Source organism: Paenibacillus psychroresistens, from assembly GCF_009728935.1.
Taxonomy (GTDB): Bacteria; Bacillota; Bacilli; order Paenibacillales; family NBRC-103111; genus Paenibacillus_AC; species Paenibacillus_AC psychroresistens.
Genome location: NZ_CP034235.1, coordinates 1,989,603 through 2,010,995, shown reverse-complemented (window position 1 = coordinate 2,010,995; position 21,393 = coordinate 1,989,603). Strand labels below are relative to the sequence as shown.

General features: G+C 41.5%; 20 protein-coding genes. 3 read left to right on the top strand and 17 right to left on the bottom strand.

Annotated elements, in window-relative coordinates; translation table 11 throughout:
- Positions 1–744, bottom strand: a complete 744-nt coding sequence (locus tag EHS13_RS09135; RefSeq protein ID WP_155700041.1) for an RraA family protein — start codon at positions 742–744, stop codon at positions 1–3.
- 25 nt (positions 745–769) lie between these two features.
- Complete coding sequence (locus EHS13_RS09130; protein WP_155700040.1) at positions 770–1,675, bottom strand: aldo/keto reductase; 906 nt, start codon at positions 1,673–1,675, stop codon at positions 770–772.
- Between the two features lie 130 nt (positions 1,676–1,805).
- Between EHS13_RS09130 and EHS13_RS09125 the strand changes: the two genes are divergently transcribed.
- Complete coding sequence (locus tag EHS13_RS09125) at positions 1,806–2,648, top strand: AraC family transcriptional regulator (RefSeq protein ID WP_155700039.1); 843 nt, start codon at positions 1,806–1,808, stop codon at positions 2,646–2,648.
- A 26-nt stretch (positions 2,649–2,674) separates the two neighbouring features.
- Positions 2,675–3,553, top strand: a complete 879-nt coding sequence (locus EHS13_RS09120; protein ID WP_155700038.1) for an alpha/beta hydrolase — start codon at positions 2,675–2,677, stop codon at positions 3,551–3,553.
- Positions 3,554–3,579: 26 nt separating this feature from the next.
- On the opposite strand, the gene EHS13_RS37485 is transcribed toward EHS13_RS09120, so the two are convergent.
- The 12 genes from EHS13_RS37485 to EHS13_RS09060 form a co-directional block, all read right to left on the bottom strand.
- A complete protein-coding gene (locus EHS13_RS37485) occupies positions 3,580–3,714 on the bottom strand; it encodes a DUF952 domain-containing protein (RefSeq protein WP_405083577.1) in 135 nt (44 codons plus the stop codon).
- Positions 3,711–4,175, bottom strand: a complete 465-nt coding sequence (locus EHS13_RS09110) for a GNAT family N-acetyltransferase (protein ID WP_155700037.1) — start codon at positions 4,173–4,175, stop codon at positions 3,711–3,713. The genes EHS13_RS37485 and EHS13_RS09110 overlap by 4 nt, the downstream gene beginning before the upstream one ends.
- An 82-nt stretch (positions 4,176–4,257) precedes the next feature.
- Positions 4,258–4,800: a GrpB family protein gene (locus tag EHS13_RS09105; protein WP_155700036.1), complete on the bottom strand. Its 543-nt coding sequence runs from the start codon at positions 4,798–4,800 to the stop codon at positions 4,258–4,260.
- 15 nt (positions 4,801–4,815) lie between these two features.
- Positions 4,816–5,196, bottom strand: coding sequence for a hypothetical protein (locus EHS13_RS09100; protein WP_155700035.1), 381 nt, complete (start codon positions 5,194–5,196; stop codon positions 4,816–4,818).
- A gap of 89 nt (positions 5,197–5,285) precedes the next feature.
- On the bottom strand, positions 5,286–6,011 hold the full coding sequence (locus tag EHS13_RS09095; protein ID WP_162463019.1) for a hypothetical protein: 726 nt from the start codon (positions 6,009–6,011) through the stop codon (positions 5,286–5,288).
- Between the two features lie 244 nt (positions 6,012–6,255).
- Entirely contained in the window at positions 6,256–6,603 is a 348-nt protein-coding gene (locus tag EHS13_RS09090; RefSeq protein WP_155700033.1) for a VOC family protein, read from the bottom strand.
- 201 nt (positions 6,604–6,804) lie between these two features.
- Positions 6,805–7,620: a carbohydrate ABC transporter permease gene (locus tag EHS13_RS09085; protein WP_155700032.1), complete on the bottom strand. Its 816-nt coding sequence runs from the start codon at positions 7,618–7,620 to the stop codon at positions 6,805–6,807.
- Positions 7,621–7,632: 12 nt separating this feature from the next.
- Positions 7,633–8,505: a carbohydrate ABC transporter permease gene (locus tag EHS13_RS09080; RefSeq protein WP_155700031.1), complete on the bottom strand. Its 873-nt coding sequence runs from the start codon at positions 8,503–8,505 to the stop codon at positions 7,633–7,635.
- A 71-nt stretch (positions 8,506–8,576) separates the two neighbouring features.
- Positions 8,577–9,995, bottom strand: a complete 1,419-nt coding sequence (locus EHS13_RS09075) for an ABC transporter substrate-binding protein (RefSeq protein ID WP_162463018.1) — start codon at positions 9,993–9,995, stop codon at positions 8,577–8,579.
- A 260-nt stretch (positions 9,996–10,255) separates the two neighbouring features.
- Positions 10,256–11,611, bottom strand: a complete 1,356-nt coding sequence (locus EHS13_RS09070; protein ID WP_155700029.1) for an ABC transporter substrate-binding protein — start codon at positions 11,609–11,611, stop codon at positions 10,256–10,258.
- 53 nt (positions 11,612–11,664) lie between these two features.
- Positions 11,665–13,254: a response regulator gene (locus EHS13_RS09065; protein WP_155700028.1), complete on the bottom strand. Its 1,590-nt coding sequence runs from the start codon at positions 13,252–13,254 to the stop codon at positions 11,665–11,667.
- Positions 13,247–15,037, bottom strand: coding sequence for a sensor histidine kinase (locus tag EHS13_RS09060; RefSeq protein WP_162463017.1), 1,791 nt, complete (start codon positions 15,035–15,037; stop codon positions 13,247–13,249). Before EHS13_RS09060 ends, EHS13_RS09065 begins: the two co-directional genes overlap by 8 nt.
- A 154-nt stretch (positions 15,038–15,191) precedes the next feature.
- On the opposite strand from EHS13_RS09060, the gene EHS13_RS09055 reads away from it, so the two are divergent.
- Positions 15,192–17,534, top strand: a complete 2,343-nt coding sequence (locus EHS13_RS09055) for an apiosidase-like domain-containing protein (protein WP_155700026.1) — start codon at positions 15,192–15,194, stop codon at positions 17,532–17,534.
- Between the two features lie 70 nt (positions 17,535–17,604).
- On the opposite strand, the gene EHS13_RS09050 is transcribed toward EHS13_RS09055, so the two are convergent.
- From EHS13_RS09050 to EHS13_RS09040, 3 genes are read right to left on the bottom strand one after another with little or no spacing between them, the layout of a single operon-like run.
- Positions 17,605–18,573: an aldo/keto reductase gene (locus EHS13_RS09050; protein ID WP_155700025.1), complete on the bottom strand. Its 969-nt coding sequence runs from the start codon at positions 18,571–18,573 to the stop codon at positions 17,605–17,607.
- Complete coding sequence (locus tag EHS13_RS09045) at positions 18,570–20,597, bottom strand: DUF8034 domain-containing protein (RefSeq protein ID WP_155700024.1); 2,028 nt, start codon at positions 20,595–20,597, stop codon at positions 18,570–18,572. Before EHS13_RS09045 ends, EHS13_RS09050 begins: the two co-directional genes overlap by 4 nt.
- A 16-nt stretch (positions 20,598–20,613) precedes the next feature.
- Positions 20,614–21,357, bottom strand: coding sequence for an RraA family protein (locus tag EHS13_RS09040; protein ID WP_155700023.1), 744 nt, complete (start codon positions 21,355–21,357; stop codon positions 20,614–20,616).
- Positions 21,358–21,393 lie beyond the last annotated feature (36 nt).

The window sequence follows — 21,393 nt, the reverse complement described above, 5'->3', positions numbered from 1 at the left end:
TTAGACATATCCATTTTCTTTTTTCCATTGCTCAAACTCATGTTTGGCTTCCGTGTTAGGCGGATAGTGAGTATGGAGGGAAGCACCTTCGTCCAGCTTTAACTTAATCCATTTTTCTAAAAGCTCATCGTGGTCTCGCGCACTCTTAACAATTTCTTCGATACATTGAGGCGGAATCGCAACAACCCCATCGCGGTCAGCCAAGATGATATCTCCCGGCACGACTCCGACACCGCCGCAGCGTATGGGCTCGTTGAAGCCGACAGACATGAGTGTACGCGGAATGGCACTACCATGAATCCCTTTGGAGAACACAGGAAAATTCACGTCCTTGATACGGATCAGATCTCTTATGCATCCATCGACAATAATGGCCTGTCCACCTAAGTAACGCAAACGGCGGGTGAAGATATCTCCGATGACACCCGTTTCCATGTGACTTCCTGTATCAATGACTAGAACATCATTCTTGCGGATAGATTCCAACGCGGAGCGATGCGGGGATTCTGTCAACGATTCATACTGTTGCTTGACCAAGTCTTCCCGAAGCGGGATAAAGCGCAGTGTAACCGCACGGCCTACTGCACTGCTTTGCCCCTCGGGGAAGCACATGGGCAGGATTCCCTGCATATAGGCGTTTCTATAACCCATTTCCACCAATGTATGCGAAGCCGTAGATACGCTGACGTGCTTCAGTTCTTCCAACAATTCATCCGATACATCATATGTGTTCTTAATAATCATCTGAATATCTCTCCTTATTTTGGAATTATGGGAATAAAGGTGGTGCGTTTCGAAACAAATCCATGACACATGTATGTTGCTCAGGATCGAGTCCTATTCCATCGCAATAAGATGCGTTGGCACGAAGCGATTTCATTGAGGCTGTCCCCGTCAGTGAAACATGGATGTCCGGGTTTTCTAAACTAAAACGCATGGCTGGCTCGATGAGGCCTTTGGGTTCAGATTGTCTAAGGAATGCTAGCTCATCCATCCGTTTGGCGGCATTCGTCAAAATATCTTCATTTAGGAAGGACGCAGGTGCATCGGCCAGAATCCCCATTCCAAGCACGCTGCCGTTAATTACAGCAATTCCAAGCTTTCGCGCAAGCGGCAGGATTTCCTGTGACGCGGAATGATCTATTAACATGTATCGGGCATAGAATTGGATCGAGTCGAATAAACCCGTTTCCATATAGCGCTTCAGCAAAGACAGGTCCCTAGTCGTTACACCGATAAATCTGACTTTCCCTTCCTGCTTAAGCTTGTGAATTGCCGGAAGGGTCTCATCGATAATGGTGTCATAAGCTTGATTTTCCACATCATGTATTTGCAGCAAGTCTATCCGATCGGTGCGAAGCCGTTTCAGACTTCCCTCCACCGAGCTGATAGTGCTATTGAAATCATAAGACAAATCCCTTCTAACAGCTTTGCTTGCCAAGACTACTTGCTCCCTCTTACCGCCGATTAGCGCTTTGCCAATTCTCTCCTCCGACTTCCCCATTCCGTATAATGGCGCAGTATCCATGAAATTGATCCCCAAATCCAAAGACTCATGAATAACTCTCTCGATTTCCTTTTCATCCGCTGCCCCAAAATCACCGCCGATTGGAGCCCCTCCAAGCCCAAGCTTGGAAACGCGAAGACCGGTTCTTCCGAAATCCGTATATTCCATCCGTTTCTCTCCTATACTTCTATTTTGTCATTGATGTGTTAATAAGTTCAATATATAATAGATTTATAAAGCTTTATATACATGAATATTGCGAAAAGTATTATTTTTTTGCGAAAAGGCAGGGACTAATATGTATGAGTCACGATTTCTTGCTCAGCCTTCGTTTGACCGTCTTCCCGGTTATCCGATTGCCATTGGACGTATCTTTGATGAACCCTCCCATCTTATTAAGGGTAAACGATACCCCTTTCACACTTACAACTTTCATTTTATCGTTAAAGGTAGGGGATGGCTTAAGACTTCGACTGAAATGCTAATTTTGGAATCAGGCACTGGATTCCTCTATTCGGGTGATCAAGCACAGAATTACGGTTCCGACCCTGATGATCCCTGGGAGGTTTGGTGGATTTACTTCAGCGGAAAAGGTATGCGTGAAATTCTAGGGGATAAAGCGCTTGATGGGGATGCCTGGCTCTTCTTGTACAAAGATAATGAACCGCTGCTGGCAATTATTCAGGAATTATGGGAGCTGTCCGGTATCCAGGATAGCTTGCTTATCCCCAAGCTTGCGGCACTCTTATACGAAATAACGCTTCATCTCCTCCTATACGGCTCCAGCCTCCGGACTTCCAAGAAACGAAGCATGGAGCAATTGATTAAAAGCATGGCAGAGTACATCCGGTTGAATTGCAGCAAGCGTTTGACCCTGTCATATCTAGCAGAGCAAAGCGGAATTAGCTCTTTTTATTTCAGCCGCATGTTTCATGAATACATAGGACTGCCTCCATTGGAGTACCTCAACTTACAGAGAATCGAGTTGGCCAAACAAATGCTTCTGGCGACATCAAAGCCTGTTAAATTAATTGCGTTGGAGGTTGGATTCTCGCAATCAAGCTACTTTATCGAACGATTTCGATTATTGCAAGGCGTGACTCCTGCCGTTTTCCGCGAGCAGTACAAATATCCGGATTAAACTTCATAATAAAAAAGGAGCATAAAATGATGAACGAGCAGTCTTTAATGCGAACTGAGTTTGTTTATAAAACTGTTTCCGGAACAGAGCTTCGTATGTTATGCACACGTCCAACAGATTGGCAAGAAACGGATAACAGATCTGCTGTGGTATGGATTCATGGCGGTGGCTGGACCGGAGGCAATGCTGAAATGTTTATTCCACATTGTGATTATTTTGCTAGGCGGGGTGCGGTCTCTTTCAGTGTCCAGTATAGACTTGCTGATCAGCTAACGGGGGAAAAGATGCCGACATTGCCTGCCGTTACCGTTGCCGATTGTCTGACGGATTGCAAGACCGCTATCCGCTACTTGCGGAAACATGCGCGTACACTCGGGATTGACCCCAAGCGTATCGTGGTTGCCGGGGATTCTGCAGGGGGACACCTTGCGGCCAGTCTGGGAACAATTAGAGAGTATGACGCTCCGAACGAGGAACTCTCGATTTCGTCGAAAGCCGATGTGGTCATTGATTGCAACGGCATTGTGGATATGACGCTTTATTGGAAGCAAATGATCCCAAATGTTTGGGTTCACGGGGAGAGCGAGGATGAAATTTCTAGCTGGCTGGCCAGAAACGAGCTTGCCAAATCGTTATCGCCTTATTATCATGTAGCTTCAGGGCAGCCTCCTGTACTAATTCTGCAAGGACTTCAAGATACTATAGTCGTACCTGAGGATTCCGTGAAATACTATGAAGCCCACAAAAAAGCGGGCAATCATGTCAAACTGGTTTTGTATCCGGAGTCCAAGCATGCTTTTATCTTATACAACTATACGGCTACGGAGGCAGAGGTGGATAGAGCACTCGCGCATATTGACGAATTTCTCGTAACACTCGGGTTTCTACCGAACTTATCCCACTAACGGGTAAAGATTAAGGTAACCCTAATTTACATATACAAGTCCTCATAAATAAGAGGTTTTTTTACTGAATTTGTATCTATCTCAAGTAATAGTAAATCATTTTGACCATTATACAACCTGTTTGCCAACTCACTGATTTGAGCCTGTGTACAACAGGTTATGTCACAATGGATAATTCCAAAAATATTTCAGCAATATCATTATCATTGTATTTTGGTATCTCATAAAAGCCAAAACTTCGAAACACTGACATCGCTTTATAAGATTGTTTCTCAGTGTCCAACCTCAGCTTTATTAATCCAGCTTGTCTTGCAAATTCTATTATTTGGCTCATCATGTTTTTGCCGTAACCCTTATCTTGATATTCAGGTAAGACGAAGAACCTCTTTATTTCACCAATTCTGTTTTCAGAATCAATACCCTTTAAACCAATAGTCCCAATAACGCTCTGTTCTTCCTTCAATAACCAGAACCCGCCTCCCGTCTCAAAATATAGCAGTTCAATACTTCTAATATCTGAATGCGACCCTTCAGGATCAAAGACATATCCTCTGGAAACATACATAGTTTCCATAAAATATTCCAATTTATCCTGATCTGATCTAATGTATCTCTGTAGCAATCCGCATTCCCCTCTCTCGTGGATAGAACTTCTTTACTCTCGTAACCCGTAGTTGAATGCAACTTTCATGTAGATATCGAATTTATCTCGTCACCCTATTAACAAATTCTGTTTTTGCTTCCGTATAAGCTTCCCGATCATTAATAAATTCCTGAGCTAACTTTCTCTTAAGATTTGTGTATTCAATAATTAGTGATGGATTCATTCTTAATCGATCTCGAAATAAAAGTTGTTTATCCCACCGTTCCTCTCCCTTCAGCATAAGATGAAGATGTCCTATCCGCTTATCGTTCTTTACTTTTATGAAGAATCTCCTCCATGATAGTTTATCTAATTCAGGCGGCACATAATGCCAGTCTTTTGAGGCTAATTTAGTTATAATTTCGTCTATCTCATTTAGTGAAGGAATACATGCCATTAGATCGATGATTGGTTTAGCTGGTAAATTAGGAATCGATGTACTCCCTATATGCTCCACTTGAATGACACCAAATGGAAAAAGCAACCTATATAGTTCATTGCATTCAAAAATGCCACGATCAATCCAAATAGGATCAGGTTTTTTTATTTCTACTGTTTCCATCGCCCAGACAGGATAATTACTTTGGTCATTGTCATTGGTCATAAACAAGTCGTCTCCTTAGAACCAGAGTTTATACAAACTTTCATCCAAGATTCGATAAACCACTGTCATATCCTTTTCATTTTTTAACATCAAATCATACATTCTAAACTCCGTTCTTTTTGGTATATCTTCAACAATATGCTCTTTAAAATTCATTAAATCAATCCATGAAATAATAGAGCGATGGATACCCGAACCAAATGAATATGTATAAATTATCTCCGAGGTGCCATCCTTATTGACATCGTAAGGCACTGCACTTGTTACACCATACCCACCTAATCCATTACCTATATGAACTACTTCTTGATTTGCTACGATAAATGTTTCACCTGCAACCTTAAACAGTTGACACTTTGTTTTATCCCAAATATCAGAAGAAGTAATTTCAATCATTTCAACTTCCTTATCGCTCAGCTGAGAAAAATTTTGAGTTCTTACCTCCTAATTAAATCAGTGTCCAATGGCTACTTCTTTAGAACTATTTACGGTCGATATTGCTCAGTCATGTACACTATTTTATTGTCAATAAAATAGAACCAAAACAAAGAATCCTTATTGTTTTGGTTGTATAAGATAAAGTCGGAATCATTCATATATTTTAATTTTGGACCTGCATCGCCATAAACCCCGTAGATTAAAGCGTCATTTTCTATTTGAACCATGTCTTGCTCCACTTTCTTATTTCGTATGTAATAACCATTTGTAAATGAATCCACAAATGCATCAGCTTCAGCTTGTGTAGCTTGGGTGTCCTCCATATAGGATCTAGCAGCTGCTTCACCGCCTAACATTTCAACATAATCTAGAATTGAATAGGTACTTCCGTCTTTTTCAACTACATTTTTAATAATTGCCATTTTCTTAGAAACCTGCGGCAATTTTATTAATAGATGCTCCACCTTTTCATTGTCCACTCTTTTATTTTCAAAATCCTCACTATTAGATCGATTCGTAGCATTAATTTGATTTTGCATTTCAGAAACAGATTTCTTAAGCGAATCAATCATAACTTTGGAAGCACTCAACTCATCAGTTTTAATGGTTTCATTTTCTTGAAGTTGATTTATTTCTTGTTCGATGGCAATGATTGATGAAGCATTTTTATTTATTTCCATCAACTTATTGCATTCGAATAATAAAGCAGCACCAATTAGAATGATGGAAAAAATTCCTATAGCCACTTTAAAGAGTTTAGATATTTTCAACATAAACACCTCTTTCACTTAGTGGTTGTTATAAAAGAACTCATTTTCCATTTACTAACATAATTATACTTTAATTAATATTATTAGTTTCTAATTCTGATTCAGCATAACATTACATTACTTTAAATCCACTTAGTTCTATTCAACAATGCTGCACGTTAGTTAAGAAAAGGCTGCCACTTGGCAGCCTCCTTTTTAATATTGTCCTATTGCTCCGTTAGCTTAATAGCAAATGAATTACAACTCGTTATTTCTCCCAAAGCTCGACCAGTCGACCTTCTGGATCCTCAATCCAAACAAATTTTCCAAATTCACTAATCTCTTTTTTCTTTGCAAGAGGTACACCAATATGTTCAAGATGCTTAATAGTCTCGTTTAGATTGTGCACTTGGAAATTTAACATCACTTGTTGTTCTGTTGGAAAATAACTGTCATTCTCGGTAAAGAAAGAAAAGATAGTCTCATTTCCTAATTGGGGTTTTATCACAGTCCCATTCCAATTTTCTATTTCAATCTTCAATACTTCACTGTACCATTTTTTTATAACTTCAAGATTTTTAGTTCTCCAAAATACTCCTCCGAAACCTTTTATCATTGTATCTAACTCCTGTCTGTCATCAAATTTTTAGCTATTCGAATACATTAGATATTCGAGATTTAAATTTAATTTCCTTTTTTCAACTATTCTGCCTGTTCAATAAAAAGAAGAGCTGCACATAGCAAGCTCCTCCGCTATAGTTCCTCGTCAGTTAAGCTAACCACTCTCCAAAGCTAACTTTGACACTTAGATTACTGCTCAGCCCTTTACGGCACCAGCGGTCATCCCTTTAATCACTTGCTCTTGGAATAGAATGTACATAAGAATAACAGGAATCATCATAAGTGCCAGACCTGCGCACAGCAGCCCGTAATCTGTAATATATTGCCCTCTTAAAGCATAAATCGCTTGAGTGATCACTTTCAATTTTGTTGAGGAAATCAACACATAGGCAAAAAGATATTCATTCCAGCAATCAAGAAAGCTAAGTGTAGCAACGGTGGCTAGACCAGGCTTGGAGAGCGGCAAGACAATTGAAAAGAAAGTCCTAGCCCTTCCACAACCGTCGATTAAAGCTGCTTCCTCCATTTCCTTAGGCAGTGTCTTCATAAAAGCAACCATAATAAAAATCGTCAAGGGAAGTCTACCCACTACATACTCAATAATCAAACCCAAATGTGTATTTATGAGGTCAAACTGTTTAAGTAAAATAAAGGAGGGAATGAGAATCGTTTGAATCGGTATCATGATGCCTAAAGTAAAATAGGTGTACAGAATCAAACTCGGTTTGACTCTAGCAAGAATGTAGGCTGCCATCGAGCCAACCAGCACAGCAATGAAAACAGAAAACACACAAATGTAGAGGCTATTCATAAAATTCGTGCCTAAGTGAGCCTTGGTCAATACCTTAACATAATTAGCAAAATTCAAGTGTGCTGGCAAGGCAAACGGCTTGCTGAAAATATCCGTGTTTGGCTTCAACGAGCTGGTGAATATCCAAAAAAAGGGATAAATCGTCGTAAGGGCATACAGCGACAGGAAGAAATATTTTAATGATACGGTTGTTTTAGCCATATTTACCCTCCCTTAATATTGGACAGCTTCTTTGGAGAAAAATCGTTTCAAAATAACCGTAAAAGCTAGCGCATAGATTAAAACGGTGATCGTAATAGCGCTGGCATAACCAAAGTCGCTTGTGATGAATTTTTGATAAATATAGACAGCAAGATAGGCCGAGGAAAGACCTGGACCTCCTTGAGTAATAGCCCAAGTATGGTCAAAGGATTTTAAAGTTCCGGTGACGGCAAGAATCATGCAAACCTGAATGACATCCCAAATTAAGGGGACGACTATTCTGAAAAAAGTGTTTACCACTGTAGCACCGTCCATCTTTGCACTTTCAAATAGGTCTTCGGGAATGGACATTAAAGCAGCGAGAATAATCACAATAAATAAGCCAATATACTGCCATACCTGCGGGAACATGACGGAATACAAGACAACTTTAATATCAGAAAGCCAATTATGCTTCCATGAGCTTAATCCCACAAGATCAAAGAATTTATTAATCGGCCCAAAATCCCCATTGTAAAATAGCGAGAACATAATCCCGATTGCGATAGGTGCTACAACTACCGGCAGGAAATAGACGGATCTAAAGAACTTAAAACCGACTTTTACTTTAAACAAAATATAAGCAATAATAATCGCAGGCGGTACCTGAAATACCAAGGTAAATAGGATGAGAGTTAGTGTATTTTTAGCCACAAGCCAATAATTGCTATCATGGAGGATCTCCATATAATTATCCAAGCCAATGAATTTGGGATTAAAAATCCCATTCCAAAGCGTAAGACTATAATAGGCCGAGGAAGCTACAGGAATCATCATAAATAAAGTATAAATGAACAGCGCTGGTGCGAGAAACATAATGCTAAACGAAAGCCTGCCTTTTTTCATAGGTATCCCCTCAAATCATTACATGGATAGAGAGGGATTGCTCCCTCTCTTATTAGCTGATTAACCTACTATTACTTTTTGGCTTTTGCAACTGATTTTTGAATCGAGCTGATAAATGCATCCGGTTTAACGGCTCCTGCGAATAAAGAATCGAGCTGACTGAAATATTCTGCAGCCGAATCAGGAGTAGGGAACCAGTTATAAACTGGAGGGTACATCCCTTGCTTGCCTGCAAAATCAACAAACTTCACAAACAACGGATTTAGATCGGTTACAGCTAATTTCAGGTCTTTCGCAGGTGTCATGCTTGCTTTACCAAGTGCACTAAACATTTCATCCGACACGAGGAAATCAGAGAACTTAACCAGCTCAGCTTGCTTCGCCATATCTTCAAATGGTTTTCTGCTAACTACCAAGCCCATTGAAACGCCGCCAATTGTAAAGCCAGCAGGGTCAACAGTGGCATTGTCCATTTTTGGAAATGCCGCCATTTCGGATACGGCTCCAATCTCCGGTTTAAAAGTGCCAATCATCCATGGGAAGGAATAGATCATAGCCGCTTTACCTTCATTATAAGTCGTTATGGAAGGTCCCCAGTCACCATTGGCAATCGTATCATCTGGAAACATTTTATTCTTTCTCATATCATCAATTATATTTGCTGTTGTTATGGCTGATGGTGAATCGAATTTAAACGATGTTCCTAAATTTTGCGCATCTGCAATGCCGTCAGGGAATTGATCTCTAATTTGATCGAAGAACAAATGTCCAGGATTGCCTCCCTTACTGCTCATCGCCAAAGGAATAATTCCATTGTCCCGTAACACCTTGGAAACCACTTTCAATTCTGCATACGTTGTGGGTACAGTTAATTTGTATTTATCAAATATCGTTTTGTTATACATGAAGAATCCTTTAAACGATTCTACTGGGAAGCCATAATGCTGATCTCCCAATTTAAAAGAATCCCAAGCGGAGTCTGTCCATTGCTCTTTTTTGACCGCTTTGCTGACCGCCATATATTCTTCCGCGCTTACAATCACTTTGCCGTCAACCAAAGGCTTAATGTAGGCATCTCCGTTATAATACATGAACAAATCCGGCTGATTTCCACTCGCAATCTCAATTTTCATCTTCGTTTTATGCTCATCCCCTGGAGTGGCTTCCAGTGTAATATCGACTGTGTCCTTGTGCTCTTCCATATACTTTTTCAGCAAGCCTTCATAGATTTCTGCCTTAGCATCTGTACCTGTCCAGTTATACGCAAAGGTTAGCTTTACCTTATCCTTGGCCTTTGGTGCTTCAGTAACTTCCGGAGTCGCCGTTGTTGCTGCTGTGGCTGTTGCTGCCGCCGTCGCTGCATGCTCTGTCTCCTTGGCTGCTGCTTTATCATCGCTAGCTGATTTCGAGCTGCACGCGCTTAATATCACTGACATAACCATTGCCAAAACCATTAACCTAGCACCAAATCTTAATTTCCCCTTGCGCATCTGTAATCCTCCTTGAGATATTATGCTTGCATGAACAATATATAATGAACCCTGTTTATTAAAAATAAGCATAAAATATCATTCATCGTCTTTAATTATGAACATTGCAATTGCGAATAGAGATCGTTTATCCCCCTATTTAAAAAGGTGTTTTATGTTATGGAAATGTATTCAAATATTGTCTCTTGGCCTTTTTTTGCACATAAAAAAACCCATTCCTATGTGGGTAGGATGGGATCTTTTTGCTGCTCTATATTCCATTACTTTTTGTTTTTATAGTCTATCGCTTTCTGTATGGTACTGATAAATTCACCAGGCTTTACAGCACCTGCAAATAAGGAATCCATTTGATAATTATAGACAATTACCGTATCCTGGGTGGGAAATGTCGAATATACAGGGGGATAGCTAATCTTTTTTGCTGTAAAATCAACGTATTTGATAAATAAAGGATTTAAATCTTTTGTTTCCAATTCAACATTTTTGGCGGGCGACATACTTGCCTTACCCAAAGCTCGGAACATTTCATCCGATACCAGATAATCGGCGAATTTAACTATTTCAGCTTGCTTCGCCTGATTCTCAAACGACTTTTTATTAATAACTAAACCCATTGATATCCCGCCAATCGTAAAACCAGCAGGATCCTTCACTGCATTATCCATCTTGGGAAAATCGGCAAATTCTGAGACATGGACAATTTCCGGTTTAATGGCATCAATCATCCACGGGAAAGTGTAAATCATCGCCGCCTTACCTTCGTTATAAGTCGAAACGGATGGAGCCCAGTCACCATTCTCAATGGTGTCCTCTGGAAACATTTGGTTGGACCTCATCTCATCTATGATCGCTGCTGCCGATCTGAAGGAAGCCGTATCAAACTTAAAAGTGGAGCCCAAATCACTAGCATCGGATACACCATCCGGCAATTGGTCTCTAATCTGATCATAAAACAAGTGCCCAGGATTGCCGCCTTTACTGCTCATGGCCAAAGGAATAATATGGTTGTCCCGCAGCACCTTGGCAACCTGCTTCAGCTCTGTATATGTTTTCGGCACCATTAGCTTGTATTGGTCGAATATCGTTTTATTGTACATAAAGAATCCTTTAAAGGATTCAACCGGCAAGCCGTAATGCTTATCTCCCACCTTAAAAGAATCCCAAGCGGATTCGCTCCATTGCTGCTTTTTCACAGCTTTACTAACCAGCAAATAATCTTCCATACTGACAATTACCTGGGCATCAACCATTGGCTTAATATTGGCACTTCCAGCCCAATACATAAACAAATCTGGTGTTGTTTCACTCGCAATTTCCACCTTCATTTTGGCCATATGCTCATCACCTGGAGTAGCTTCCAATTCAATGATTACGTTATTCTTGTTGGCATCGATATATTTGTGCAGCATTTCCTCATAAATACCTGCTTTACCATCTGCTCCTGTCCAATTATAAGCGAAAGTTAGCTTTATTGCGGCCGAGTTCGATTTATCCGAGGTTAACTTAAGCGTATTAGCTGGTAAATCATCATCTTTGCTGCAGCCGCTTAATGCCATAATCACAATCAATATAATCACTAAGAAGCCAGCCCGATATTTAACTCTCTGCATAAGCATTTGTTCACCCCTCTCAGACTTTGGAACCAGAAAACTCCAAGCTTGGTTAATGCTTATCTGCGGATGCTCGAAAGCTGTTTTCCTTTGTGCTTTTTATATACTTTGCTGAAATATCGCCAATCCGGATAACCCACTAGCTCGGAAATCTGATAAATTTTTAATTCAGTAGTCCGATACAGCTTTTCAGCTTTGCGTATTCGCATCTCGGTTAGATGATCAATAAAATTGTTGCCGGTCGTCTCTTTAAACAAGCGGCTGAAATAATTACGGCTGATGTTGACATGGTTGGCTACGGTTCCTAAGTTGATATCAATGTCTCCTAAGTTTTCCTCCATATATTTAAGCGCCATTTGAATTTCTTTACGGTGTATGCCTTGGATGCGATTCTGAATCAGCTCAGCAATTTGCAGCAGAAATTGCTCCATTTCATCCATATGTCGAAAGGTAAACAGCTTGGAATAAATTTCAGGTTCCGCGGCGTAAACCGCTTCAATTACACCTTCATTTTCGACTTTTTTGAATAAGATCGAGATAATGTTAGCACTAATTTCCAATGCGATTGAAAGCTCCACAAACGAATTTGCGCGCAGCCCTTGAAACAAATTAGCAATTTTCCCCTGATAATTAGGTTCATCGTGATGATGGAGCGAGTCCAACAAGCTCCTTAATTCCAAGCTTGACATCTTACGCTCTTCAACCGAATCCTCGTAAAATATCGTTCGCAGCGTACCCAGCATAAATCGTTTATCCACGGAATAACACGACTCTTCATAGGCTGTTTTCAGATTTTCTGGTGTATGATCTGCCTTACTTACACCTATGGTAATGACCAGCGATAAATACTGGTTTAAAGACTCGATAATATTCTTCCCAATGGCGCTTACCCGAGCATAGGTTTTCTTAGTGTTCTCTCCCCCATGAGAAAAAATCACCATATATTCATCCGTTTGCTTGCTAATAATTTCGCAATGGGGGTAAGCCTGCAAATTTTCAGCAACAATATTCAAGACAGAGAATTTCAATAAGTAAGCCGCATCTTTATATTTATTCGCTAGAACATCACTGATATTGTTAATTTTAATCAATAGCAGCACCGTAGGCTCGGTTGAGAACGTAATGTTGAGCTCATCCGCTTTAGCTTGAAAATCCAAGAGGTTTGTCTTCTTGCCATTAATGATGTCCAGCAGATAATCCTCCTTGATCTTGGGGATAATCGCTTCAATCTGCTCCTCTAACTTTTTCACCCGACCGTCTAATTGAACCCGATCATTTAATTTATGGACGGCTTTAAGGATAGATTTAAGAATATCCTCAGGAAGCATCGCCGGTTTGAATAAATAATCGCAAGCTCCAAGCTCCAAAGCTCCGCGAACATACTCGAAATCGTTATGGCAGCTAAGCATAATCACTTCCGTTTGTTTATTATTTTCGTGGATGACCTTAAGAAGCTCCAGTCCATCCATCCCCGGCATCCGAATATCCGTAAGTACAATATCTATTTTCTCGCGTTGAATCAGCTCCCACGCCTCTTCACCATTCGAGGCTTCCAGTGGCGGAGCAAATTGATTTTCCGTCCAATTGATACAATTGACAATCCCGATTCGTACCATGACTTCATCGTCTACAACAAGCAAATTATACATAGCCTATCTTTGCCTCCTCGGAGATCATAGGTATTTTGATGATTACACGCGTGCCCTCATTCGGTATGCTAAAAATTTGCAAGGCATAGCTTTCGCCAAAATGAAGCTGTAAGCGGAGATCTACATTGCGGATTCCCAAGCCAGTCAATTTATCCGTGTTGCTTTCAATCATGCCAACGCCGTCATCCTCTATTTCAAAATAAACATCGTTGTCGACTAATTTGCCTTTAACTACGATTAATCCTTTATAATTTTTCTTGCCCAATCCATGCATGACGGCGTTTTCTATAATTGGCTGCAAAATAAACTTCAAGGTATAGAACTGATGAATTTCAGCAGATACCTGAATTTCAATTTGGACGCTTTGCCCATAACGCAGCTTTAAAATGGCAATATAGCTTTCAATAAATTGCAATTCCTCTGCAATCAGAATGATCCGTTCGGAATCCTTGCTGCTAAATTCCAATACATTAACCAAAGAAACAATCGCGTTCGCGATTGGCTCTGATTTCTCCATTAAAGCCATCCACTTGATCGTATTCAAGGTGTTGTATAGAAAATGCGGGTTAATTTGAGCCTGCAAGGCTAATAAATCGGATCTCGTTTTTTCCTTTTCCTTCTGAATAACGTTGTTCATGAGTATATCGATTTTATTAACCATGCTGTTAAAGCTGCTTGAGAGAATTTGCAGGTCACGATTTCTAACCGAGGGAACCGTAAGATTTAATTGTCCGTCTCCAACTTTTCTCATCGTTCTCACGAGTATCGTAATCGGCCTAATAATATTTCGCGATAACAAGTTAAACGCAAAAAACGAGAATAACAAAGATATCACAAGCACGAAAACCGATACGTTCTTCACAGTGGCAATTTGGTGGAAAATGCCCTCCTTAGGAATTATCGTATACACATTCCAATCCTGCACCTGAAGCGTGTGTTTAAGTGCGATAAAATCTTTGCTGTAATGCTCCTTTTCTACTCCAAAAAAATCTGCTGCATGCATTTGTTTATATGGGACCTTTGCGAAATCTTGACCCAGCATGCTATCATCCTGCGCGTATAAGACCCGATCTTTACCGTCGGTGACGATTAAAAAAGGGACCTCCAATTGGTTAGCGGTTTCTATAATTCTTTTCAATTCCTCGTATTTTAAATCGACTTGGACAACCCCGCTCGAGCTATTATCTACATCCAAAATCGTTTTTTTTAGAAAGGATATGACGTACTTAGGATTGGTTTGATGAATAATGCCATAATCAGCTAGATGTGTCGGGACAACATCCTGACTTTCATCCGATTCATTCAGCTTAGTTAAATATTCCTGTCCTATTAAAGTATTTTTATTAAAAGAGGAATTAGAAGAGTAAGCGTTTCCATCGTTCCCCATCAGATATACGTCAAAAATAAGTGAAAAGCCCATTCGGATGTTTTTTAGAACCGCTTCTGTTTTATCAACGCTGCTAACTCGATCGACTGGAGATTTGGCACTGTAGTTTACAAACACTTGTGTGTAAATAATCGTTGAAATCATCTGTTTTTCCATAATATCCACCTGGGTTAAGAGAAAATCCAGCTTGCTGCCCAGCTCACGAATAATTTCCTCGTTATAAAATTGGACTTTATCCTGAACGTACTTGTCGATTTTGTTGAAGTAATAGAGGTTAATAACCAAGGCTGGAATGAACACAGAAAAAGTGAACACCATGATAAAATCAAATTTTAGCGTTCTCCTCGTAAAGTACTTTCCTGCTGATTTAAGTAAATTAAGCACCTTTTTACTCATTTCGAATCTCCTCATAGCAGCTTTCTTATCCTAAAATTATAGAACTAGATAACAATAGAATACAAGATCGTAATATAAATATATTTTATCTGAAAATAATGAACCTATAATTAATAGTGTAGTGGTATACAAAATTATAGAGGAGGAATGAATAATGATGACGGCTTCAAGATCACGAGGACCAAGTAAGTTATTTAAAATCGCTTTGCTGCTTTGCTTGTTAGCTGGATTGGTCCAAGGAGGCTTTGGTGGTATAGGTAAACCTGGAATTGCCCAAGCAGCCACCGTTTTCCCACTTAAAGTAAGCACCAATGGGCATTATTTGGTGGATCAGAACAATACGCCATTCTTTTATTACGCGGATACAGCTTGGATGCTAACCTCGAAAATGAGTGATGCAGATGTGATTTATTACCTGAATGATCGTCAAAGCAAGGGGTTTAATACGATTCAGGTCATGCTGACAGGACCTTTTATCGATCTTGCCTACAATGGCACCACTCCTTTTGCTAACCATACTTTAACCCAACCCAACAGCACTTTCTTCACCCATATCAAATGGGTTCTTGATCAAGCCGCCTCAAGAGGCATGCTGGTTGTCGGCTCCACAAGCTGGTTTGGTGCAAGTGCGGATGGATACTTCAACTATCTGACATCCACTAGTCTTGGCACTTCATTAGCGGAAACCTTGGAGAAGCCAACCCTCACTTCTGGTGCGACAAATCCCAACTACTTAGGCTCCTACAATAACTTAATTTACTTTCTTGGGGGGGATCATGCGCCTGGTACGGACGATGCTGCCGTTAAACAGTTAGGTACGAGGCTTAAACAATTAAATCCGAATAGGCTGATTAGCTACCATCCGAATGGCGGTACTTCAGGCTCGGCGTATTATCAGAGTGAATCATGGTTGGATTTCAATATGATTCAGACCTATACCGAAGGCTCTACGAATGCTTATTCACTGGTGAGATCAGACTACAATCTGACATCTCCAAAGATCAAACCGTCCATGCTGACAGAGCCAAACTATGAGAATGAGCATAATACTACCCCTTATTATGTCCGCACTGCCGCTTACTGGTCGATGTTCTCTGGAGCATTTGGTCAAGCATACGGAAACGGAGCTTTGTGGAATATTAATTCCGCCAGTGATCCGTCAGGCTTGTGGAAGAATCACTTGAATGATTCTGGTGTAATCCACTTGGGTTATCTGAAAAATCTGATGACTGCACGTACTTGGTATAATTTGGTTCCCGATCAAGCACATACTTTTATCACGAGTGGCTATGGCTCAGGTTCAAGCTTTGTTTCATCAGCAGTTGCAAGTGATTCCAGCTTTGGAGTCGCCTATGTGCCTTCTGCCAGTACAGTCACAGTCAATTTAAACAAAATTTCGGGAGGCGTAACCGCCAGATGGTTTGATCCTACAAATAACAGCTACACGACTATTTCAGGTTCGCCTTTTGCTGCTAATTCTGGTTCAAAGACTTGGACCTCACCAAGCACCAATAGTGCAGGAAACTCTGACTTCGTGCTTGTCTTGGATTCAGGTACTGCACCCACACCAACCCCGACACCAACGCCAGGTAATCCTGCTGTATATGAAGCTGAGAATGGCACTTACGCAGGTGGAGGACAGCAGCAAAGTGCAAGTAATGCATCCAATGGATTAGTGGTTGGAGCTTTAAACAACGTGGGTGCATATTCTCAGATCAGCAATGTAAATGGAGCCGCTGGAGGGAATGCTACTCTGAAAATCCGGTTTGCTAATGGTTCTGGAAGCACAAAGTCACTGAGCTTATACATCAATGGCGTAAAGCTGCTGCAAAACAGCTTTGCAAATACAGGCAGCTGGAATACCTTTGCCGATACAGCCTCAATATCCATTACTCTTAATTCAGGAACCAGCAACACTATAAAGCTGCAAAGAGATGCAGCAGATACTCCCGCAGCCGATATTGATAAATATACAGTCACCACATTAGGCACAACTCCAACTCCCACACCTACACCAACGCCAGCCGCGTTTTACAAAGGAATCAATTTAAACGGACCCGCGACTACCATTGACGGCAAGTCCTGGATATCTTACAGCAGTGCACAATCAAACGGTTTATCGTCAACGTCGGTCAGTCTCTTTTCAACCAGTGTTACGTTTAGCGGGACTCCAACTCCTGACACCAATAAGAATGCCATGTTGAATACGGGGATCTGGTGCAGCGTTTGCAATATTACACTTACTCAAGCATCATTGCCCGCAGGAAGCTACCAAATTTATCTCTATTCGGTTGAGAATTATATGACAAACTTTCGCAGCTATAATGTAAAATTGCAAGGAACCCAAGTAGCCACAGGTATTGGCACTATGGCCAACAATACCTATCAGAAATTCGGCCCCTATTCGGCAACTGTCTCTGGCACTGGAATTCTAACCATTGATCTTGTACGAGTAACAGGCGATCCCCAGCTATCAGGTATAGAATTCTATCATTAAAAGTTTAGAAAAAAAGCGATTCTTTTAGTAGAGAACTCTACTGAAAGGATCGCTATTCTTAACATTAACTTTATACCTCTTGTTCAGGTTCATGCTCCAGATCAGCCTGCTCCTGGTTGTACCAGTTTTCCACTTTCATCCAAGTCGAATCCGGAATTTCACTGGTCAGCGCAGCTAAAGTAGCTAACAATTGTCCCTCATTCGCTGGTCCTGTTAAATTGATATCAATTGCAGCTTGCCTTACTGGAAACTGCAAAGCAAGCGTCAAAAGCGGCAGATTGTTTTCTTGGCAAAACTTATAGAACTTTACAGCCCGCTTCTGCCTCCATAACTGAAGCGCTTGTCCCTGAGGAACCTTAATCCTATTTGGGTCTTCGCCTGTTAGAAGTCCGCTAAGGAGCGGAGTTGCATTGATGACGCCAAGCCCAGACCGGCTAGCGGATAAAATTACATTTGCCGCACTTGGGTCAACAGGCGTGTAATCCGAAAAAGTCAGAATCGTATCGAATTCCCCATGGTTAGCTGCAGCTTCCAATAGTTCAAGCTGTCTAGTAGCCATCCCGATATTGCGAATCCTTCCACTTCGTTTAGCCTCTAGCAGCATCTCCAGCACTCCATTGTCTGCAAGCAAATGGCTAAAGCTGAGGATATCGTGAATTTGGAATAAATCGAGATAATCCGTCTGCAGCCGGTTCAAACTGCTCTCCAAACTTAATTTCATCTCTGCCGCAGCCTCTTCGGGGGAAACGTTTCTAAGTACATATGATTTGGTAGCAAGGAAGATGGATTCCCTAGGAACTTGACTGACAAATTCTCCGACAACCACTTCACTTTCTTCATAGGCAGCAGCCGTATCATAATAAAGAAAGCCCTCATGGTAGGCCATAGCTAAAAGCTCTGCCTCTCTCTTGATTGTTTCCGTATCTACTCGGTCTCTTCCCAGATAGGCACACCCAATTCCATATGGAATCGTTTTTCCGGCGGTTCTCAGCTTATAGGAGTTCACTATTTCTTTAAATGCATTTATTCGGGAAGTCATGTTCGATCCTCCTCGCTCCAAGGTGTCTTGTATGACGGATCGTTAGCGAAGCGCTTTGTTGCTAAATTAAGCTTTGTATGACAGCCAGGTTCTAGCTCCACGAGCAGCCAATTGTCATCTATTTGCTGGATTTGTGTGCCGACAACGGGTTGTTGAATACCTGACGGCAGCTTCTCAGTCGTAGTAGAACCACCCAAATTAAAGGAAGATGATTGTGATGCTGCACCTCTTACCGTATATTGAACGCTGGTAAACTGATGCTCCCCGAACGCCCCTGCCTGCAAAATGACTCTGCGTGATTTTGTCGGATGAAGATTAACCAGTCGTACAATGGTGCTTTCACTCTCTAGTTCTTCTACAAGAGCAGCTACATCAGATGGTAGTCCTGGACGTTTGCTATCTGCGTCATAATATCGCAAACGGGCCATGAGCAGACCTCCATTGTATAGAGGTGAAGGTGCGCCAAGCGTTAGCTGAAGCAAACCTTCTACAGTAATCGGGTTTCTTATTTGAAGATAATCATCCTTGTAATCTGCCGGATCCTGCGTGTCCATCTTCATAAAATCAAGTCGTTGGTAAACCTGAGAAATATTGAATTTAAGCATTTCAACCGGATAGTTCACGTAATTACCCTCGAGGTAAGAGACCCAAGCGTAATCGTGGCCGCCTTGGTCCTTTGTCTTCCGGAAGCGGATATGTTCCCAATCAGGATCTGAATAATTGCGAAGTCTATTAAGGATGGTCTTATCCGAGTCTTCCATCGACATGTACCACAAGTGAGTCGGATAGAAAGCCTCAATTGGCCTAAATTCAAACCAACCATCTTTCCATAACACATTCTTATTCTGACCTTTAGTGGCAGCTTCCAGCGAATAGTCTTCACATAATTCATCCCCGCCCTCCACATGGTAACCATACCAGCCTTTGTCACCATGCTTATGAGGGACAAACCGAGTTCCTGCGGACTCTACGGCACGATCATCTAAGGCTACAATTTGAGAGCGGAGGAATTCCAGATAATCGGGATTTCCATCCAATAAAAGCGCATTCTCTGCAGCTACAGATACCCCCTGCCCAATGCTTACCCAACCATGAGGCCATGTCCATCCATACCAGCCTCCATACCATTTGCCTCCGTTATGTTCACCAACAATTCCGTTTAGACCAATATTATCTGGAACAATGCCGTTGTTCATCTGTGTTCGCTTGATCCAAGCATCCACATATGATTTCAACCAAACCTTGTATTTAACCTCACCCGTATGCAAATAGGCGTTGGCAACCATAGTTGTAGCTAGCAGATTCAACGGCACGTCGCCCTTGGACATCCGCTCAATGATAGCCGCTCCCATACTTAAGGCATTGTCATCCTCTTTAAGATCTTCAATTGTATTAACTCCAGGGACATCCTGGAATTGCAGCCCGTAATATCTCATCCAATCCAAATAGGACCATTTAACGAAATGCTGAATGAAATTTCGGTCCGTTGCCCCTTTGCTCCCAGAGTGTGGATAAGGAATGATATAATGCTCTTCATCGAAGTTAATAGCTTCCGGATCCTCATTGAGAAAAAAGCCGGCATAACGAATGGCTCGCGCTTTGTTCACTTCGTGGCTTGGATCCATTAGTGCCATATGATAGAAGAAAGTATAACCCTCGCCTTGATGGAACCAGTCGTAGCCTTGCTCGTATTCCTTCTCCACCATTCTGTGGCCAGTACCGGAGTCGTAGCCGGCAAACTGTTTGGTTACGGCTTCATACTCTTTCAAGGAAAGCTCGCGGAATTTCTCATGCCCCCCGATTACATAGAATAAAGGCCAGTTAAAGAAACTCTCATACGCATCATCCAGAGCATCAATTCCAACATGATCATCTGTCGGAGGCCATTTAATCCTGCCATCTGGATGTATATATCGTTCGATAAGCGGATCAACCGCCTCATTCATTAGATCAATCAGCTGTCGCTCCAGCAATGCCCACTCCGGAGGCTCGATAAACGGCAAATCCACTTTAATCTGTTTCATGATGGCTCCCCCTTGTTTAGACAAATCCATTTTCTTTTTTCCATTGCTCGAATTCTTGTCTTGCTTCAGCGTTAGGCGGATAGTGGGTATGCAGGGAAGCGCCCTCATCCAGCTTAAGCTTAATCCATCTTTCCTCAAGCTCATCGTGTTCTCTTGAGACCTTAATGATATGCTCGACACATTGAGGTGGAATAGCCACTACCCCGTCTCGGTCAGCTAAGATTATATCTCCAGGCACAACCCCTACACCACCGCATCGTATAGGCTCATTAAATCCGACCGACATGAGCGAACGCGGAATCGCACTACCGTGTACTCCTTTAGAGAATACAGGGAAATTCACGGCCTTAATCCGAATCAAATCTCTGATGCATCCATCAACCACGATAGCTTGACCGCCTAAGTAACGCAGACGTCGAGTGAAGATATCTCCAAAGACACCCGTTTCCATATGTCCTCCTGTATCAATAACTAGAACATCATTCTGACGGATAGATTCCAATGCCTCTCTATGCGGGGATTCTGTCAATGATTCATATTGTTGCATAACCAAGTCTTCTCGAAGTGGAATAAAGCGCAATGTAACCGCACGCCCTACCGCACTGTCCTGCCCCTCAGGGAAGCACATGGGCAAGATCCCCTGCATATAGGCATTCCTATACCCCATTTCCACTAGCATATGCGAGGCTGTAGATACGCTGACAAGCTTCAGCTCCTCCAACAATTCATCCGATATTTCATGCGTATTCTTAACGATCATCTGAATATCTCCTTTACTTTATCAAGCATGAGTATA

Bases quoted from the DNA above. Each gene is read 5' to 3' on its own strand.
- EHS13_RS09135 (WP_155700041.1), bottom strand. From the start codon at position 744: ATGATTATTAAGAACACATATGATGTATCGGATGAATTGTTGGAAGAA.
- EHS13_RS09130 (WP_155700040.1), bottom strand. From the start codon at position 1,675: ATGGAATATACGGATTTCGGAAGAACCGGTCTTCGCGTTTCCAAGCTT.
- EHS13_RS09125 (WP_155700039.1), top strand. From the start codon at position 1,806: ATGTATGAGTCACGATTTCTTGCTCAGCCTTCGTTTGACCGTCTTCCC.
- EHS13_RS09120 (WP_155700038.1), top strand. From the start codon at position 2,675: ATGATGAACGAGCAGTCTTTAATGCGAACTGAGTTTGTTTATAAAACT.
- EHS13_RS09105 (WP_155700036.1), bottom strand. From the start codon at position 4,800: ATGACCAATGACAATGACCAAAGTAATTATCCTGTCTGGGCGATGGAA.
- EHS13_RS09100 (WP_155700035.1), bottom strand. From the start codon at position 5,196: ATGATTGAAATTACTTCTTCTGATATTTGGGATAAAACAAAGTGTCAA.
- EHS13_RS09095 (WP_162463019.1), bottom strand. From the start codon at position 6,011: ATGTTGAAAATATCTAAACTCTTTAAAGTGGCTATAGGAATTTTTTCC.
- EHS13_RS09090 (WP_155700033.1), bottom strand. From the start codon at position 6,603: ATGATAAAAGGTTTCGGAGGAGTATTTTGGAGAACTAAAAATCTTGAA.
- EHS13_RS09085 (WP_155700032.1), bottom strand. From the start codon at position 7,620: ATGGCTAAAACAACCGTATCATTAAAATATTTCTTCCTGTCGCTGTAT.
- EHS13_RS09080 (WP_155700031.1), bottom strand. From the start codon at position 8,505: ATGAAAAAAGGCAGGCTTTCGTTTAGCATTATGTTTCTCGCACCAGCG.
- EHS13_RS09075 (WP_162463018.1), bottom strand. From the start codon at position 9,995: ATGCGCAAGGGGAAATTAAGATTTGGTGCTAGGTTAATGGTTTTGGCA.
- EHS13_RS09070 (WP_155700029.1), bottom strand. From the start codon at position 11,611: ATGCTTATGCAGAGAGTTAAATATCGGGCTGGCTTCTTAGTGATTATA.
- EHS13_RS09065 (WP_155700028.1), bottom strand. From the start codon at position 13,254: ATGTATAATTTGCTTGTTGTAGACGATGAAGTCATGGTACGAATCGGG.
- EHS13_RS09060 (WP_162463017.1), bottom strand. From the start codon at position 15,037: ATGAGTAAAAAGGTGCTTAATTTACTTAAATCAGCAGGAAAGTACTTT.
- EHS13_RS09055 (WP_155700026.1), top strand. From the start codon at position 15,192: ATGATGACGGCTTCAAGATCACGAGGACCAAGTAAGTTATTTAAAATC.
- EHS13_RS09050 (WP_155700025.1), bottom strand. From the start codon at position 18,573: ATGACTTCCCGAATAAATGCATTTAAAGAAATAGTGAACTCCTATAAG.
- EHS13_RS09045 (WP_155700024.1), bottom strand. From the start codon at position 20,597: ATGAAACAGATTAAAGTGGATTTGCCGTTTATCGAGCCTCCGGAGTGG.
- EHS13_RS09040 (WP_155700023.1), bottom strand. From the start codon at position 21,357: ATGATCGTTAAGAATACGCATGAAATATCGGATGAATTGTTGGAGGAG.